At 46.2% G+C, this 15,559-nt stretch carries 18 protein-coding genes; 8 read left to right on the top strand and 10 right to left on the bottom strand.

What is annotated here, in order from left to right; translation table 11 throughout:
- The first annotated feature begins 19 nt into the window (after positions 1-19).
- The 3 genes from N186_RS07215 (at position 20) to N186_RS07205 (ending at position 3,125) form a co-directional block, all read left to right on the top strand.
- Positions 20-1,357: a rhomboid family intramembrane serine protease gene (locus tag N186_RS07215; RefSeq protein WP_020963131.1), complete on the top strand. Its 1,338-nt coding sequence runs from the start codon at positions 20-22 to the stop codon at positions 1,355-1,357.
- Between the two features lie 67 nt (positions 1,358-1,424).
- Positions 1,425-2,552 (top strand): tyrosine--tRNA ligase, encoded by a 1,128-nt coding sequence (locus N186_RS07210; RefSeq protein WP_052885692.1) that lies wholly within the window; start codon positions 1,425-1,427, stop codon positions 2,550-2,552.
- Between the two features lie 81 nt (positions 2,553-2,633).
- Positions 2,634-3,125, top strand: a complete 492-nt coding sequence (locus tag N186_RS07205; protein ID WP_240366731.1) for an aminoacyl-tRNA deacylase — start codon at positions 2,634-2,636, stop codon at positions 3,123-3,125.
- Between the two features lie 48 nt (positions 3,126-3,173).
- On the opposite strand, the gene N186_RS07200 is transcribed toward N186_RS07205, so the two are convergent.
- Genes N186_RS07200 through N186_RS07175 form a run of 6 tightly spaced genes read right to left on the bottom strand, consistent with a single transcriptional unit; the run spans position 3,174 to position 10,159 of the window.
- A complete protein-coding gene (locus N186_RS07200; protein WP_052885555.1) occupies positions 3,174-3,539 on the bottom strand; it encodes a DUF1667 domain-containing protein in 366 nt (121 codons plus the stop codon).
- A complete protein-coding gene (locus N186_RS07195; RefSeq protein WP_020963127.1) occupies positions 3,529-4,782 on the bottom strand; it encodes an NAD(P)/FAD-dependent oxidoreductase in 1,254 nt (417 codons plus the stop codon). The genes N186_RS07200 and N186_RS07195 overlap by 11 nt, the downstream gene beginning before the upstream one ends.
- Positions 4,779-6,542 (bottom strand): FAD-dependent oxidoreductase, encoded by a 1,764-nt coding sequence (locus N186_RS07190; protein ID WP_052885554.1) that lies wholly within the window; start codon positions 6,540-6,542, stop codon positions 4,779-4,781. Before N186_RS07190 ends, N186_RS07195 begins: the two co-directional genes overlap by 4 nt.
- 12 nt (positions 6,543-6,554) lie before the next feature.
- Positions 6,555-7,349: a hypothetical protein gene (locus tag N186_RS07185; protein ID WP_148682140.1), complete on the bottom strand. Its 795-nt coding sequence runs from the start codon at positions 7,347-7,349 to the stop codon at positions 6,555-6,557.
- Between the two features lie 6 nt (positions 7,350-7,355).
- Positions 7,356-8,753, bottom strand: coding sequence for an FAD-binding oxidoreductase (locus tag N186_RS07180; protein ID WP_020963124.1), 1,398 nt, complete (start codon positions 8,751-8,753; stop codon positions 7,356-7,358).
- Positions 8,717-10,159, bottom strand: a complete 1,443-nt coding sequence (locus N186_RS07175; RefSeq protein ID WP_020963123.1) for an FGGY family carbohydrate kinase — start codon at positions 10,157-10,159, stop codon at positions 8,717-8,719. The genes N186_RS07180 and N186_RS07175 overlap by 37 nt, the downstream gene beginning before the upstream one ends.
- 313 nt (positions 10,160-10,472) lie before the next feature.
- Between N186_RS07175 and N186_RS07170 the strand changes: the two genes are divergently transcribed.
- Positions 10,473-10,862: a CopG family ribbon-helix-helix protein gene (locus N186_RS07170; protein ID WP_020963122.1), complete on the top strand. Its 390-nt coding sequence runs from the start codon at positions 10,473-10,475 to the stop codon at positions 10,860-10,862.
- Between the two features lie 41 nt (positions 10,863-10,903).
- Here the strand turns inward: N186_RS07170 and N186_RS07165 are convergent, their stop codons facing one another.
- Positions 10,904-12,178, bottom strand: coding sequence for a radical SAM protein (locus tag N186_RS07165; RefSeq protein WP_020963121.1), 1,275 nt, complete (start codon positions 12,176-12,178; stop codon positions 10,904-10,906).
- 95 nt (positions 12,179-12,273) lie between these two features.
- Here N186_RS07165 and N186_RS07160 point away from each other — a divergent pair, with 95 nt between their 5' ends.
- From N186_RS07160 to N186_RS07150, 3 genes are all read left to right on the top strand, one after another.
- Positions 12,274-12,804: a hypothetical protein gene (locus N186_RS07160; RefSeq protein ID WP_148682139.1), complete on the top strand. Its 531-nt coding sequence runs from the start codon at positions 12,274-12,276 to the stop codon at positions 12,802-12,804.
- A gap of 190 nt (positions 12,805-12,994) precedes the next feature.
- Positions 12,995-13,222, top strand: a complete 228-nt coding sequence (locus N186_RS07155; protein ID WP_020963119.1) for an antitoxin VapB family protein — start codon at positions 12,995-12,997, stop codon at positions 13,220-13,222.
- Complete coding sequence (locus tag N186_RS07150; protein ID WP_020963118.1) at positions 13,219-13,575, top strand: type II toxin-antitoxin system VapC family toxin; 357 nt, start codon at positions 13,219-13,221, stop codon at positions 13,573-13,575. Before N186_RS07155 ends, N186_RS07150 begins: the two co-directional genes overlap by 4 nt.
- Positions 13,576-13,804: 229 nt before the next feature.
- On the opposite strand, the gene N186_RS07145 is transcribed toward N186_RS07150, so the two are convergent.
- From N186_RS07145 to N186_RS07135, 3 genes are read right to left on the bottom strand one after another with little or no spacing between them, the layout of a single operon-like run.
- On the bottom strand, positions 13,805-14,047 hold the full coding sequence (locus tag N186_RS07145; protein ID WP_020963117.1) for an AbrB/MazE/SpoVT family DNA-binding domain-containing protein: 243 nt from the start codon (positions 14,045-14,047) through the stop codon (positions 13,805-13,807).
- A gap of 15 nt (positions 14,048-14,062) precedes the next feature.
- Positions 14,063-14,467 carry an O-methyltransferase gene (locus N186_RS07140; RefSeq protein WP_020963116.1) on the bottom strand — a complete coding sequence of 135 codons (405 nt, stop codon included), beginning with the start codon at positions 14,465-14,467 and terminating at the stop codon, positions 14,063-14,065.
- A gap of 29 nt (positions 14,468-14,496) precedes the next feature.
- Positions 14,497-14,682, bottom strand: a complete 186-nt coding sequence (locus N186_RS07135) for a hypothetical protein (RefSeq protein ID WP_020963115.1) — start codon at positions 14,680-14,682, stop codon at positions 14,497-14,499.
- Positions 14,683-14,804: 122 nt separating this feature from the next.
- Between N186_RS07135 and N186_RS07130 the strand changes: the two genes are divergently transcribed.
- Entirely contained in the window at positions 14,805-15,509 is a 705-nt protein-coding gene (locus N186_RS07130) for an HAD family hydrolase (protein ID WP_020963114.1), read from the top strand.
- Positions 15,510-15,559: the final 50 nt, after the last annotated feature.

Here is a 15,559-nt window from a genome sequence, read left to right as displayed (position 1 = left end):
AGCTTTCTGCTTGGATATTATGGGTTTACCTCTTCCGGGAAATTTAGAGGAGCTACAGAGAGCAAAGGCACCTGTCACATTTTCCCTCGTAATTATCAACACGCTTGTATATCTTGCTACAAGCTACGAGAACATGTTCCTAGAGGTTTCCGATAAATGGGTTGGAATGTTTGCATTTGTCCCAGCATACTTTGCGAAGCCCGAGCACCTCTACCGATTGTTCACATCGATGTTTCTCCATGCCAACCTTGCACACATTTTCTTCAACATGTTGTTCCTCTACACGTTTGGCAAGGGAGTCGAAGCAGTGCTGGGTAGCCGAAGATACCTAGTGCTATACCTGCTAAGTGGCATTTTGGCGAGCTTCTTTCATACTGCTTTTCTGCCGCTTGAGGGCGCCTCGTCCGCTTTTGTCCCAGCCTTGGGAGCCAGTGGTGCTATAAGCGGAGTGCTTGGAGCCTACTTGTTGCTCTTTCCGGGCACGAGGCTTTCAATGTGCTTTTTCTTTTTCATTATCCCTATATGCTTCACGACTCGCGCCTCCGCGTATCTTATCTTCTGGTTTGCCACCCAGATCCTGCAGGGACTACTGCCGGGGGCAAGCCTTGGCGTAGCTGTTTTTGCCCATGCGGGCGGATTCATTGGAGGCATAGCGTTATTGCCTCTGCTGGTTTCTAGCGAAAGACTTGGACTGCTGAGGTTTTACTCGTCCATGTATTCGTTTTTCAGGAATATCTTTTTCCCCGAGAGGGGGATCTCTAGAACGGGAAAATATATTGTGGCTTTCCTTATAGGCCTAGTCGCTGTTATAGCTGTCTATTCTGCAATTGCCGCTGAAACAATGGGGGGCATCAGCAAGGTTTTGACCTTTAACGTGACCCACGACAATACCAGTGAGAGCGAGAGCATAATTATGCAACTATCCCCTAGCGGAAAGCTGGATGTTACCCCTATAGCTAGTTCAGGGGTAAGGGTTGTTGTCAACAGGCTGAAGGCATTAAATGTTCTCTACAGATTAGAAGAAGCGGGAAAAACCGTGTCTATTCAAAAGAATGCAAGGAGGCCAGTTAACGGGGTACCAGTAGATATTAGTCTAAGGGCTAGTTTCTCCTATGACCAGTATGGCCTGCTCGACTCTGGAACGGGTTTTCTAACTACAGATGTCCTGGCATGCGACCCTTACGGCTACTGCAGTATCTCGGGCACAAACTCGTATCAATTCTCCGTATCAACAGAGGAGACAATAGTTGGCTTCAAAGGTATACCAATAGTCGAGCTTTCCATTGTCTCATTTGTTGCCAGCGTTTTTGCTGTTCAAAATGTGCTTAGGGCTGAGAGATACGCCATCATTGAGTGAAAAGTTTTTGCGAGTAAAATCGAAAATGTTTTAAGTTTCTCCAGTTACTCATTGTGAGGTGCTGTCCTTGGATCCAGAGACCATAATATCTGCCGCTTTGAGGGAGCCAACAGAGGAGCTTCTTACGCCAGACAACCTGAGAAAGCTTATCGAGACAGGTGTCCCACTAAATCACTACATTGGGTTCGAGATTTCTGGCTTTGTCCACCTGGGGACAGGCCTCATCTCGATGCAGAAGGTTGCAGACCTGCAGAGCGTGGGCGTCAAGACTAGAATTTTCCTGGCGGATTACCACAGCTGGATAAACAAAAAGCTGGGTGGTGACCTAAGCGTTATTAGGCGTGTTGCGGGGGGATACTTCAAGGAAGCTCTTAGGGTGTCTTTGAAGATTGCAGGCGGAGACCCCGACAAGACTGAGTTTATTTTGGGCTCGGAGCTTTATGAGAAGCTTGGCGTAGACTACTTTACTAACGTGTTGAGGGTTTCAATGGAGACTACACTTTCGAGGATAAGGAGGTCTGTAACTATTCTCGGCAGGAGCGAGTCCGAGGCACTCAGCTTCGCCCAGCTACTCTACGTGCCTATGCAGGTTGCAGACATATTCAGCATGAACGTTAATATTCCTCAGGGAGGCATGGACCAAAGAAAAGCCCACGTAATCGCGATAGAGGTTGGAGAGAAAGTCTTCGGCTACAAGCCCGTAGCGCTCCACCACAAGCTTTTACCGGGTCTCCAGATGACAAAGGAGGACTGGGAGAAGCTTTCAGCGGCAAAGTCCAACGCAGAGGAATTTAGAGACTTGCTTGCCAATATCAAGATGTCGAAGTCTAAGCCCGAGACAGCCATATTTATTCACGATTCCGAGGAGGAGATAAAGAGAAAAATTAGGAGCGCTTTCTGCCCACCTGGAGAGACAGAGTTTAACCCTGTCTTAGAACTGGCCCGGCTAATTATATTCCGGGATAGACGCGAGCCCCTAGAAATAGTGAACAAGAAGACCGGGGAGAAAAAGACTTTTGAGAACTATTCACAGCTAGAAGAAGCCTACAAGCGAAAAGAAGTACATCCTCTCGACCTAAAGGAGACAGTCGCAGAAGAACTTGCCAAACTCCTGAAGCCTGCACGTAAAACTTTCCTTGAGGGCCCAGGCCGTTCATTTCTAGAAGAGCTACGGGAACTAAAAATCACAAGGTAACGGCAACATATAGGGAATGTAAAAAATTCTATGTTGCTGGAGAAAATGTTTAAATCCTTAGGGGAGACCGGAGAAGAAAAGATGGTTGCAATGCTTGGCGTCGAGGACTTAAAAAAGTATCTGGATTCAATTGGGATAAGATACATGATTGTAGAGGTTCCCGAGGCCGCTACCTCTGGCCAGGCCTCTAGAAGCCTGGGTATAGGACTTGAGAGGATTGCAAAGACCGTGGTCTTTAAGAGTGATTCGGGCGAAACATTGCTGGTAGTGGTACGGGCTGACAAGAAGGTTGACCAGGGCAGGCTTGCCAAGATGCTGGGTTACAAGAAGCTCAGGCTGGCAACCTTTGAAGAGGTCGTCGAGGATACTGGGTATCCTCCGGGAGGAGTTCCTCCCGTTGGGCATAAGAAAAAGCTGACTGTGTATGTTGATTCAAAGCTTCTTGGGGGAGATTTTTATTTTGTTGGAGGCGGAGACGATAAACACCTTCTCGAAGTTTCCCTGAGAGAAATTGCTGAAAGAGGTTTTGCCTTGCCTTTAGATGTACCAGTTAAAAGCGAAAACAATGCTTGATGTTCGCTAATAGAGAGTACCTCTTTAAAAAGCAGAACGAATATCCGGCTAACTTGTTTCTTCTACGTCCATTTCTGCAATTATGTCTGCACCTGTCCCAACTACGTTCCTTAGGATAACGTCTCCCCTTCGAACAGGTGCCTTGACTGTTAGGCCTTTAAGCTGATTTATTACTTCCTTTATCTTTTCTTTGGGAACCGGCTCTGATGTCCTAACTGGCAACCTTGGATACCTGCCCCCAATTATCCTTACAGTGGAACATACTGTCCGCTTAGGGTTGGTTATTTCTTCTTTTGCATATTCTAATCCTAGGCGGCAACCATAGCCTTCAATGCTTTTAATTGTATCTTCCTCAATGAGGACACTTATCACACAGCTTCTTGGGCACCGTACACAAATGACCTTATTCAACATCTAGAACCACCTCACCATCTTTTTCTCCAATTCTATCCCTTGGTAGTACAATTCTTTCTAAAAGTGATGGGCGAACATATGGGCGTCTAGTATAGTAGACCTCCAGGTCTCCTAGCTTTAATGAGATTTTAGCGTTGGCCTCTTCTACAGATGGTCGGAAAAATAAAGTCAAGTCTCGTCCTTGGAGCCACTCTATGCGGTGTGGGATGTATAGCCTTACTTTTCGGCCTGGACGTATAGGGAGGGGTTTTTCCCTTTTAGGCTCATTGTTTAGAAACTTTGAGACACCTTCTGCTGCGATGAATGCTGTCTCAACAGCGTCATCTACATAATCAAAGGGTGTTAATAGGTTGCCTACTGCGAAGACTCCTTTTAACGTTGTCTCGAAATACTCGTTCACCACGGGTCCTCTAGTTCTTGGATCTATATCGGCTCCAAGCTCCTCCAGCTTTGAGGCGTTCGGTACAAGGCCTACCGAAAAGACTACCGAGTCGCATGGATAGAACTCTTCTGTACCTTTTATCGGTCGCCAGTTTTCGTCTACCTTTACAAGTATCGCGCCTTTTACTTTTTCTTTGCCTACTATCTCTTTCACTATGGTTCTCGGTCTAAATTGTATGCCAAAGTCCAAGATGCATTGTTGTACGTTTCTGGGAAGCCCTACAAACCATGGCTCGGGAAAGACGACTAGAAGATCCTCGACTCCTTCCAGGTAGAGGTGGCGGGCTACAATCATTCCTACATCTCCTCCTCCGACTATAAGGACTCTTTTTCCAGGCAATACACCATAGAGATTGACAAGCCGCTGAACCATTCCGGCTGTATATACGCCTGCAGGCCTTGTCCCGCCTAAAAGTATCTCGAAGGGGGTTCGCTCTCTGCATCCAGTGGCATAAACAATTGCCTTGCTGATGAATTTGATTACTTCCTTTGGGCTTACCGCTTCTAGGATCCAGTGCCCATCTCTTCTCTCTACACTTGTGACGTGTGTCTGGAGGAAGGTGTCTGTGCCTAGTCCTCTGACCTTCTCGATGAAGTTGCCGGCAAATTCTGGGCCTGAGAGTGCTTTTCCAAAGAGTTTTGTGCCGAACCCGTCATGGATGCACTGGATAAGGATGCCGCCGAGCTCGTCTCCGGACTCTACTAGAGCTACATCGTAGCCGAGTTCTGCAAGTTTAGCTGTTGCCGCTAGACCAGACGGCCCTCCACCTACGACTACGACGTCTTTTCTAATCTCCTTCATTCACTCTCACCTCTAACGTAGCCATTAAACAGCGGGGCCTCCTCCTTTAGAACCTGTGAAAGCGGGACGCCAAGCTCGCGAGAAATTATCATTGCTATCTTAATTGTACATCTCCCGCCCTGGCATTCTCCCATCCCTGCACGTGTCCTTCTCTTGACTGCGTCTAGTGTCCGTGCACCTCTCTTGACCGCTTCAACAATTTCTGCCTCTGTAACTAGCTCACATTCGCATACAACATGCCCCCATCTTGGATCCTTCTTTATCAATTCCTCTATGTCGCTAGGCTTCATGTCCCTCAATGAGGGTATCGGCTCCCTGTACGGGTCAAATTCGGGCTTTTCCTGTAGTTCTAGACCCATCTCTGCGAGCTTCTCTATAGCATATTCGGCTATTGCCGGCGCGGAGGCTAGTCCTGGGGACTGTATACCAGCTACATGAAGAAGATTGGGAACCCACTTGGCTGGTCTAATGACAAAGTCTTCGGTGAAGGTTGCGGCTCTTACTCCCGCGAAATACCTAATCAATTTTTGTTTGGGAAACTCGCTCAGAATGGTTGAGTACTTGGTGAGTATCAGTTGTACTTCTTCCGGGTCTACGGAGACATCTTCCTTGTCTGGAACCTCGACAGCCGTTGGTCCCCATATAACGTTCCCATTCGGGGTGGGGTTGATGCCTCCTCCCTTTGTTCTCGGGTGCTGTGGCAAAACTATCTCTGCGAGGCAGTGCCTTACGTAGGAGCCTGTAGTCTTGTGGAATAGTACTATTACTCCTCTTCTAGGGTGAATAGTGTACTCAGGGCTCCCAGCCATTTCGGCTATTTCGTCTGCGTATAGACCAGCAGCATTCACAACGTATCGACACAAAAATGTTCCACGGTTTGTAACTACGCCTGTTACCCTCTCTCCATCTTTTAGGAAGCCCACAACCTCAGTATTCGTGAAGATTTCTACACCATTCTTTGCGGCGTTCTCTGCTAGGGCTACGGCAACCTCATACGGCTCAACTATGCCTGTCCATGGAACATATACAGCCGCCAATGTGTCGCGAGCCGCGTAAGGTTCAAGCTCGAATATTTTTGAGCCTCTGACAACCTTGACTCCTGGAACCCCATTTAGCCATGCCTTTAGGACTACAACGTATGGGAGGACGTATTTCAGTATAAGTGTATAGAGTGGGCCAGGAAAATACTTCCTGTATTTTTCTAGGGTTCTCGGGGTTATAAGCCAGACGCTACCAACCATTTTGTACTTGAAGTTTAGTTCTCGTGCCCATTGTTCATACATTCTACAGCCTTTGACATTCAGCCTCCTCTTCAAAGTGTTGCGGGGAGCCTCTATGCCTGAATGAATCATCCCGTTGTTTGCCTTTGTTGTTCCCGTGGCGATGTCTGTAGATTTTTCTATAATAGCCACTTTAAGCTTGTACCTAGAAAGCTCGCGGGCAATTGCCGTCCCAGTCACGCCGCCACCTATAATCAATACATCATAGCTTCCCACAGTCTTGTCCTTGTTTTCTTCAAAGATCTTTCTCCGCCTCTCCTCTTTTTCCCTTATCTTCTCTTCTGGAAAACCTTTCCAGACAACCTTGTTTACTACCCCCTCTACTCCCTTTATCTTCCCCACTTCAAGCCCTATCTCTATCCACTCATCATATGTATCCACTTGTCCATAGAGAAAAACTACTCCATCCTTTATGGTGAATGAAAGATCTCTGCCACGATACTTCTCTAGCACTTTTTTGACCTTGCCCTCGAGACCCATAACAACCACCTTTCAGTGTGTACCCATAGAACTCAGAAGTAAATCATAGACAACCTTTCCTCCTCTATTTTTAGCCTCTGGACACAAGTAGAGGACATCTTTCTTCATAGAGAGCTTTACACATTCCTCATTGATTGATGTGAGCGCTACCCCAAGTTTCTCGAGGGCATCTAACAATTCGTCTTTGTACTTCCTTAAGAGACAGGGTATATGGACGGGCCCCGCGTAGCTGACTTTGACTCCTAGAGCTGGGAGTTTAAGGATTAATGGATTTATGTTCAGAGTGTGCGCAGTCTCTGGAGATACTGCCAGAGCTAGTTCTGCTTTTGCGAGTCTCTTTTTTATCTTTTTTACGCTTTTTTCATCTATTGGGCCCCCATGGGTATAACGGTTCTTAATTCCTCTTATGACTAGTAGACCTGTGCCAAGTTTATCCGAAAGAATACTCGCTAGCTCTGCGTCTATATCTTGTTCCGCTACAAGGATTATTCCTCCAGGCTTATAGCTTACCTCTTCGAGTACAACGGGCTCTTTGTTGAATGTGTCTGGAAGTGGGAATTCGACGGGACACTCGTATACACAGAGCCAGCACTTGAGGCATTTTTCTCGGGCGAGGTTCGGGAATCTTGCATAGCCGAGGGGGCTGAGAACCATGTTTCCCGTATTGACAAATGTTGGGCAGGACGCTAGGCATATTCCGGGACAATAAATGCAGGGGTTTTTCACCTTGTGTATGGGGAGCACTAGGAAACGTGCAACGAGGCCCGGAGTGAGTTTAATAGCCTTTAGGGTGGTAAGACTTACCAAAAAACTTCACCCAAGCCACTTGCCTGGGTTGCAGAGCTTTTTCGGGTCCCAGGCCTCCTTTATTTTCTTGAGATATGTCAGGCTTTCGCCGATTTCTTCACCCACCCACTTTGACCTAAGCAGGCCCACGCCGTGGTGGTGGCTAATTGTTGCTCCGTTTTCCAGGAGGACTTGTACTGCTCTTTCCCACATTTTCCAGTATACTTCTTCTCTTGCATCGTAGGTGAGTGTAAAGTATATGCATGCACCAGTAGTGTAGAAGTGTGATGCATGAGCTAGAACAGCGTAGACACCTGGAACGGCTTTTACTTCTTTCTTAAACTTCTCGTAGACTCTTGGTAAATTGCTCCAGAGGGCAGATGTCTCTATCGTCTCAAACCACAGGTCTAGTGGAACAACTAGTTTCTTTAGCTCTGATATCACGTCAAACCTATTTTTCAGCCATTTTTCGACGTATTCTTCTCCGACATCTATCCCTCCATGTCTTTCGACAACCTTTTGTGCAACTGTAACCTTGGCTTTCAATAGTTCGTCTACATTCTCCTCAAAAATTAAGAGAAGAATATCTCTGGCATCATGGAACCTTGCTGCAGAGTCGTCCCGATCATATATACGTGCAACAGCGGGAACCACTCCTTTAAGCATAAGTTCACGCATGGCTTCGAGGGCATGGAGAAACGAGGGAAAAGCGTAAGCCCTCTTCCACTGATACTCTGGTAGAGGATAAACCTTCAATGCTACCTTTGTAATTATTCCTAGTTGCCCCTCGCTGCCTATAAAGAGCCTCTTTAAGTCGGGTCCCGTCGCGGCTCTCGGGACGAAGTTCCTCCGGAACGGGATTATTTTGCCTTCAGGCGTCACTGCTTCTAGATCTAGAACCATTTCCTCTATGCCGCCGTACTTCGTGCTAAACTGTCCTGTACTCATAGTGGCAACTAGTCCCCCTATAGCGGCTTCTGGATAGCTCTGGGGAACATGCCTTAACGTATATTCCCGCTCGTTCAGGTATTCTTCGAGCCTTCTAAGCAACACGCCGGACTCGACTATGACAACCGCGTCTTTCTCAGAGAATGAAAGAATCTTGTTCATTCTCTTGACGTCTATCACTACACAGCCTTCACAGATGGTTCCACCAATTACGCCTGAGCCACCGGCATATGGAACAAATGGGACCCCATACTCATTAAGCAACCTTACTATCTCTGTAACTTCCTCTGTCGACTCGGGCCAGACTACAGCTAGGGGTCTAGGTAGCTCTTCTCCCTTCGTCTCCTTTAACAAGGCAAGTGGCCAGTAGTCCCTACTGTAAAGCATCAATACTTCTTCATTGGTTGCCACTTTTTCTCCAAGCTTTTCTTTCAACTTCTCTAAAACTTCCCTCCTAACAGTGGATTTTTCTCCCATTTTACCAACACCTCTAAAACCTCTCTAAAGCTTTCAAATATTCTTTCTCGAGAAACATCATCTATTTCAGGTTTAAAAACTCGAGAGGGAGATGGGCTATTTTTGAGCTCTTTAAGAGAAATTTTCCCCTCAGAATACAGGAGAAGTTTCAGGGCACCCATAATCGTGGCCTCTATGCTAACAGGCCTTGCAACCTCCATTCCTGTTGCATTAGCTAGGGTCTGTAAAAACACGTTAGACTGGGAATAACCACCACTCGTCCATAATGGCTGAACAGGCTTTCCACAAGTCTCCATGATCGTCCTCAGGAGATAGGCAATATATAGCGATACGCCCCATGCCAGTCCAAGCAATACGTCCGCCCTCGACACGCTCGGGTCAAGCCCTAACATGACTCCCCTTAGCTCAGGCGCCTCCGGCACACGTAGCCCGCCAAAGAATGGTAAGAGAATAGATTTTAGCTTACCATTAGAGGCAAGTTGCTCCATTTCTTCGTATGTAGAATAGAAGCCTGCGTTTCTCAGCCAGTCAACAGCGATTCCACTCGTCCTCAAAAATCCCTCAACACCGTAGTACCTTTTGCCCTCTATCCCGGCAATTATCACTGGAACTAATCCTTGCTTCGGCATAGTAAAGCCACTTGCAGACTGCTCTACAAAGCTCCCAGTGCCATGTACACTCCCCACTCTTCCAGGATCTAAGAGTCCATGGAAGACAGATGCCGACTGCTGATCAGCTATTGAGACTTTTATCTCCAAGCCTTCAAATGCTCCGAAATCCTCAACAGAATCTACTATTTCTGGATATGACTTTGGGAGCCCGAGGATGGAGGAAACAATGTCTACCGCCTCGAGGTTTTTCGGGTGAACGAGCCCCGTAAGTGTCGAGTTTGTAACATCGGAGACGTATCTGCCGGTCAGAGAGTATAACAGAAAGGAATCTAGGGTCCAGACATATGCTTCCCCAGAAAGAACTTTTTCCCTGAGACCCTCAACATTGTCATAGAGCCAACGCATTAGGATGGCAGGTGTATCAGGCCTAATTATTCGGCTCATAGAAGAACTTAGAGCGGAAAATGCCTTTAGCCATGAGGGGAGCCTGTCAATTACTTCTTTTCCTCGCCCATCTATCCACGTCAAAATATTTGAAATGGGAGACCCGTTCCTATTCCAAGCGACCACTGAAGCCCTATACGTTGTTAGGGCAAGTTTCCTTGCGCCTAGAGATTTTGCTTTTCTTGCATAGCCTTTAACAACTTCCGCCATTAACTGGCTGTCTTGTTCTATTCTCCCAGTCTGTAGGGTCTTGTATCCAATGCTTGTTTTTTCGAAATGTATCTTGTTTAAGCTTGCGTCGAAGACCGCTAGCTTTACACCAGTTGTTCCCACATCTATAACACTATACATCTAAGGCGCCTCTTATACAAAACAATAGGCATTGTTTGCATGAGGTAGATAACTAGGGTTAGGGTAGGAGGAGCCGAGAACATTAGCCTTCATAGCCTTTAAACTGCGGGAGATCAACATACCTGTCAACTAAATGATATATAAAGAATACTTATATTTTATGCTCAATCTTTTTAGTAAGCAATTGATGGTACACAATCCCTAGACCAGTACGGAGGTATCCAATGCAAAACATACTGCAAGTTTGGGATAAACCTACATATAAACCACAAGAGTAATATACTTCCCATGCAAAATATTACCGTGGTACAAGATGCGTAGAATTAGCCTTACTCTTCCCGATGAGGTTTATAATGCATTGGAGGAGCTGGCCGAAAAGATGAGAATAGATAACAGGTCGCGTCTCATAGCAGACATAATAATGGCCCATTCGGTGTCCGTGTTAGAGGAGGAGAAAAAATATGCGGGCTCTATCGTAATTCTCTACGACCATTCTAGGGGTGAGACTGTCTACGCGGTTACGGATCTCCAACATGATTTTCCCGAAGTTCATGCTTCTCTTCATATGCATCTAGGTGAAGACCTCTGCGTTGAGATTTTAGCTGTAAAGGGAGAGGGTAAAAGGTTAAGGAGTCTCCTTGCTAAACTGAGAGAGGTAAGTGGCGTCATCACAGTACAGTATACAGTGGTGCCGATCCAATAACGCTGTCTCGAGGAAAACATCATGAAAAGAAAAGTGGGCTTCTAGATTAGGCAGTGGGCTAGCCCAGCACTATAGATGCATTCGTTGCATCCAACCTCGTTTCCGTAGCAGTCGTACTCGTTTACGCGGATGTACCAGCAGTCTCTCGTAGCGAATTGGCAATCCCCACACCAGGGAACATTTTTTGAAAGGTTCTTCCTTGTCTCACGAAACCACTTGAAACTTGATGAGCTCCACACATCGCTCAGAGACTGTTTTTCCACGTTGCCAAAAACGAGCTTCTTGATGGTTTTAGGGTGGAGGTTTGTGTATAGTGGATGTGTATAGGCTAAATCCATGCATGGAACCACGTCTCCGTTCCAGAGTATCATTGCATAGTTTAGGTCTATGTAGGGGCATGACCTTTTGTTTGCATCTGCATAGACGTTTGGAAGCTTTACCTCTAGTCCATACTCTTTTGCTATGCTTGCGGCTTTCTCAATATACATCTCCACCTCGCTGAGTAACTCTTTTCTTTGAACCGCGTCCCTTGAAATATCTACGTTGAGAGAGTAGCCAGAACTCCCAAGCTTGTCGACGAGCTGGAGGTATAGCTGTTTTTTCCCACTCGAAGTAAGGGTATAGTGTTGGAGCATACTGTCGTAAATCGCTTCCTTTGCAAGCTCTTCAAGGTCGCCAGCGTGTTTCTCATAGAACTCGACTGCCTGCCTGCTTGCAGTTGTATAAACGGTTTCTTTCATCATTGCCTCGGTGTAGGGGACAAGATGGGAGACGGCGAGGAAGTCTAGGCCGAGCTCTTCAGCCTTCCTGGCGATTTCTGGAAGCAACTTATAGTTCCACTTCATCAGTACAACTGTTATGCCCAGCCTTACATCATAGTCATCCTTTATTTTAGCCGCACTAGAAAGGTTTCCAAGAACATCGTAGGTAGCTGTTCCTACACGTATCTTGGAAAGTAGTCCCAGCTCTGGGGCGTCGATAGAAAAGGCGACCTCATCTATCCCGGCACCGAAGACTTTTTCTGCCATTTCGCGGGTCATGAGAGTTCCGTTCGTAACTGTAAGTATGTAGGTAGAGTCTGAAGCTTCTCTGGCGTAGCGAACCATGTCTGGGAATCTTGGATGTGTTAGTGGCTCGCCGAAGCCGTAGAGTGCTAGGCGCCTTAGGCTACCCTGTGTCTCATCTATTATTTTTTGGTAGAGACCAAAATCCATTTGTCCGAATTTTTCTCCTCTCCAGGTATTCCTGACACACATTACACATGCAAGGTTGCACTTGTTGGTCGGCTCGATTTGGAGCCCTTCGGGAAGACTCATAAAGGTCTAAGGGCTTAAGCGGATGCAATATTTATGTTTTGCCACCGGAATATAATAGGAAAAAGCTATAGAAATATTAATTTAGGGAGACATGGTTGTGGGATTTAATGCTCCTCAAGGATGTGCTCAAGGATCTCGTAACTAAACTTGGAGAAGAAGAATCCTTAGACAAAGTACTTGTGGTTGCTACTGGTTCCCCTGAAGTGATACATTTCTTATTGGAAGCCCTCCCAGAAGACACATATGTTATCATTACGAGAGGACAAGGTCTCTCGATGCTCGGATATTCCTCGAGGGCTGAAAGGCTAATATATGGCTACCTTTTTCCCTTCCGTAACGAGGCATTTAATGTCATTATCTGTTTTGCTTGGGATACAAGCATCTCTGGAGACAGTTTTCCATTCAGCGATGTATGCAAGTTGGCTAGAAGAAATGGCTACATAATCTGTGGAACCTGGACTCCGGGCTCATTTATAGGTTCAAAGAACAGTGAACTATATGCTAAGCAATTAGAGGATATTAGGAAAAATTTGCCCGAGAGGTTCTCATGCGTAGATGTGAGGATTACACGTGAGTATATCCTCGTAACCTGTAAATGTATCCCTCCTTCATATTTATGTGTTTAAAGTTAAGAGAGATGCATGCATTAAGCAGGTCTACATTCTAGAGGAAAAAACTACGTTCAGTAACTTTGTTGTCAGGCATATAACGGCCTAAGTTAAAGCAAATAGAAAAGGAAAATCAGAGACATTCAATAGATAGCCTCTATCCGGTAGGTATATAATGATGTAATTCAATAACAACATGGTGATGTAGTTGAGCAGGTATGCATCAATTTCCGTGCTGAGGGAGGTAAAAGAGTTACTCGAGAGGGAAAAAGGCAACAAGGATTGGAGCAACTTCCTACTGGAGTTGTACATGGAGGCTAAATCAAGCAAGTCGCGGTCGGCTTTTGAGAAGCTACGACGATTACTCACTGAGGAGGATCTCAACAACATAGAGAAGTCTAGCAAGGAGTTTAGAGAGGGGTTTGAGCTGAGATGAAAAGGCTGATCGACACCAGTGTGCTCGTGGACAACTTGAAGACAGGAGTATTCGAGGAGGGAATGCTCTCAGTTATCACGCTTATCGAGGTTCTACGCGGGGTTCCTGAGGAGAAGAGGGAAAGCGTGAAGTCGCTACTTGAAGAGAGCTACGGAATGTTGAACCTCGACAACCGCACGATTCTAGCCTACTGCAAGCTATACTCCAAGCTGAGGAGGAAGGGCGAACTTGTGCCTGATGCTGACCTGCTACTAGCGGCTACAGCTATAGCCCATGATCTCGTGCTCGTAACGAAGGATCGCCACTTTGAACATTTAGAGAAGTATGGTTTACGCGTGGAACTACGAGAATGAAGCTTACACAGTAAAAACTGCATGCCTTGTCTCCATACTGAATTATCTTACCTCCCGTCTCAAATACTCCTCAGCGTCTAATAGCTGTTGCTCCTAGATTAAAACAACACTATTGCATATAACACGCCCCTTTTCTCATATCAAGATATACCTTCTAGATTTACGTGTGTGAATACCATTATTATAGTAAGGAGAGAGCATGTTCTAACGCTCACTCTTATCAAGTGTGCTAGTCGGCATCCAGCTCTAGCTCAGCGTCGTCGGGGCTATAGATGCCTTTAGCACTATCGAATAGTTTCTCCCAGAAGCTCTCCTTGCTCAGAATAATCTTATCCTCCTCCAGGCTCACTCTAAGAATATCGCCTTCCTCTATACCCAATGCTTCTCTAATATTCTTAGGTATTACAATAACCCCTCTTTTTCTAACGATGACTATCTCCGGCTTATTTTTCATTGGTGTTAGCTTAGCCATTGAATATTTATGATTTCAGTCGAACCGCTTCACTATTAGGAGCCCTAGATGTGTCGGGACAACGTGGTAGCTAAGTTGTTCCTGTTGTTCTAGAAATTTTCTCGTGTCGCTGTCGAGTCCTGGTATTAGCGCGTTGTGGAATATTCCTATGCCTATTTTGCTTAGCTTTCTAGGTAGGAAACTGAGAACCTGTTTGTATTGGTTTTTCTCGATGTCTACAAAGACCAGGTCGAGGGAGGGCTCGATCTTATCTAGGAATTCTACAGCATCTCCGTTTACTGTCCTGACTTCGATGAATGATTTTTCTGAGAGGATATTCTTCCTTATCTTTTCTATGTTGTCTTCCAAGACCTTGTATCTCGCCGGGTTCTTTTCGACTGCATAAATGTAGACCTTGTCATTGTCCTCGAAGTTGAACACGCCGTGAATTATCCATAGGGTAGAATAGCCTATTCCGGCCCCGCGTCTACAAATATTTTGCCTCCCAGGGTTCTAACGTAGTATGCCAACGCAGATAAGACAGCTCCGTCTTCCCGATTAATTAAGGGGATCCCGTATCGTTTTGAAAGTTTTTCTAAGAGAAGTAATTCCTCTGAGAGACTGTCAAAAGAACTCGGAAGGTCTTTTCCCTGCATGAAACATCTACCCCTATGGTTTATTGCTGGCTATAGGGTTTAATAGTTCTGCGTCTGCCTGAAACAGTTCCTTCTTCACGGGAGAGAATATCTTTATTAGTTTGTACTAGAGGTAAAACACTGTGACACTTGTATCTTTTGACGTGTGGGGGACACTGCTCTACATAGACCCTTATTACAGGGCGGCGGCCGAGGCTCTAGGCCAGCTTAGAGGCTTAAGCTTTGAGGAGGCTTATGGCTTTATAAAGCGTGGCTACGAGGAGGTAAAGAGGGCAAGGAAGCTTGGGCTTATAGACGACGAGAGCATCGTTGACAGCTCGATAGGGATAGCTCTTTCAGTAGGCTCGCTACAAGTTTCCAGGTACGACATATTTTCTGCCTTTGCTATTGCAGTGAACAAGGTTAGAGGAGAAGAACTACTGATCCCAGGCAGCGTGGAGACCCTTGAGAAGCTGGAGAGTGACGGCTTTACACTTGCAGTGACAAGCAATGTTATCTACTGGCCTGGCTACGTTACCAGGATACTAGTGGACAAGGCGGGACTGTCAAAGTTCTTCAAGGTACAAGTTTACGCGGACGAGGTCCGTTGCCTAAAGCCCGGCCAACGCATATTTAGGGAAGTTTTAACACTTACTGGGAGCAGGCCCTCTGAGGCATACCATGTCGGCGACAGCCCAGCCGAGGACCTTGCGGGTGCAGTTGCCAGCGGACTTGGAGGAATACTCATAGACAGCAACCAGCAAGACCCATACGTAAACAGGCCTCTCAGGATAGCTATCGTTAAAAGTATAGCAGATGTCCCTAAAGCCATAAGCATGCTTTCATAAACTACCTCTGCAGAGCTACGCTAGAAGCTCCACCTAGTTTTTTAAATTCC

It is taken from the genome of Thermofilum adornatum (genome assembly GCF_000446015.1).
Taxonomy (GTDB): domain Archaea; phylum Thermoproteota; class Thermoprotei; order Thermofilales; family Thermofilaceae; genus Thermofilum; species Thermofilum adornatum.
The sequence above is the reverse complement of the archived record's forward strand: the minus strand, read 5'-3'. Positions and strand labels throughout refer to the sequence as shown.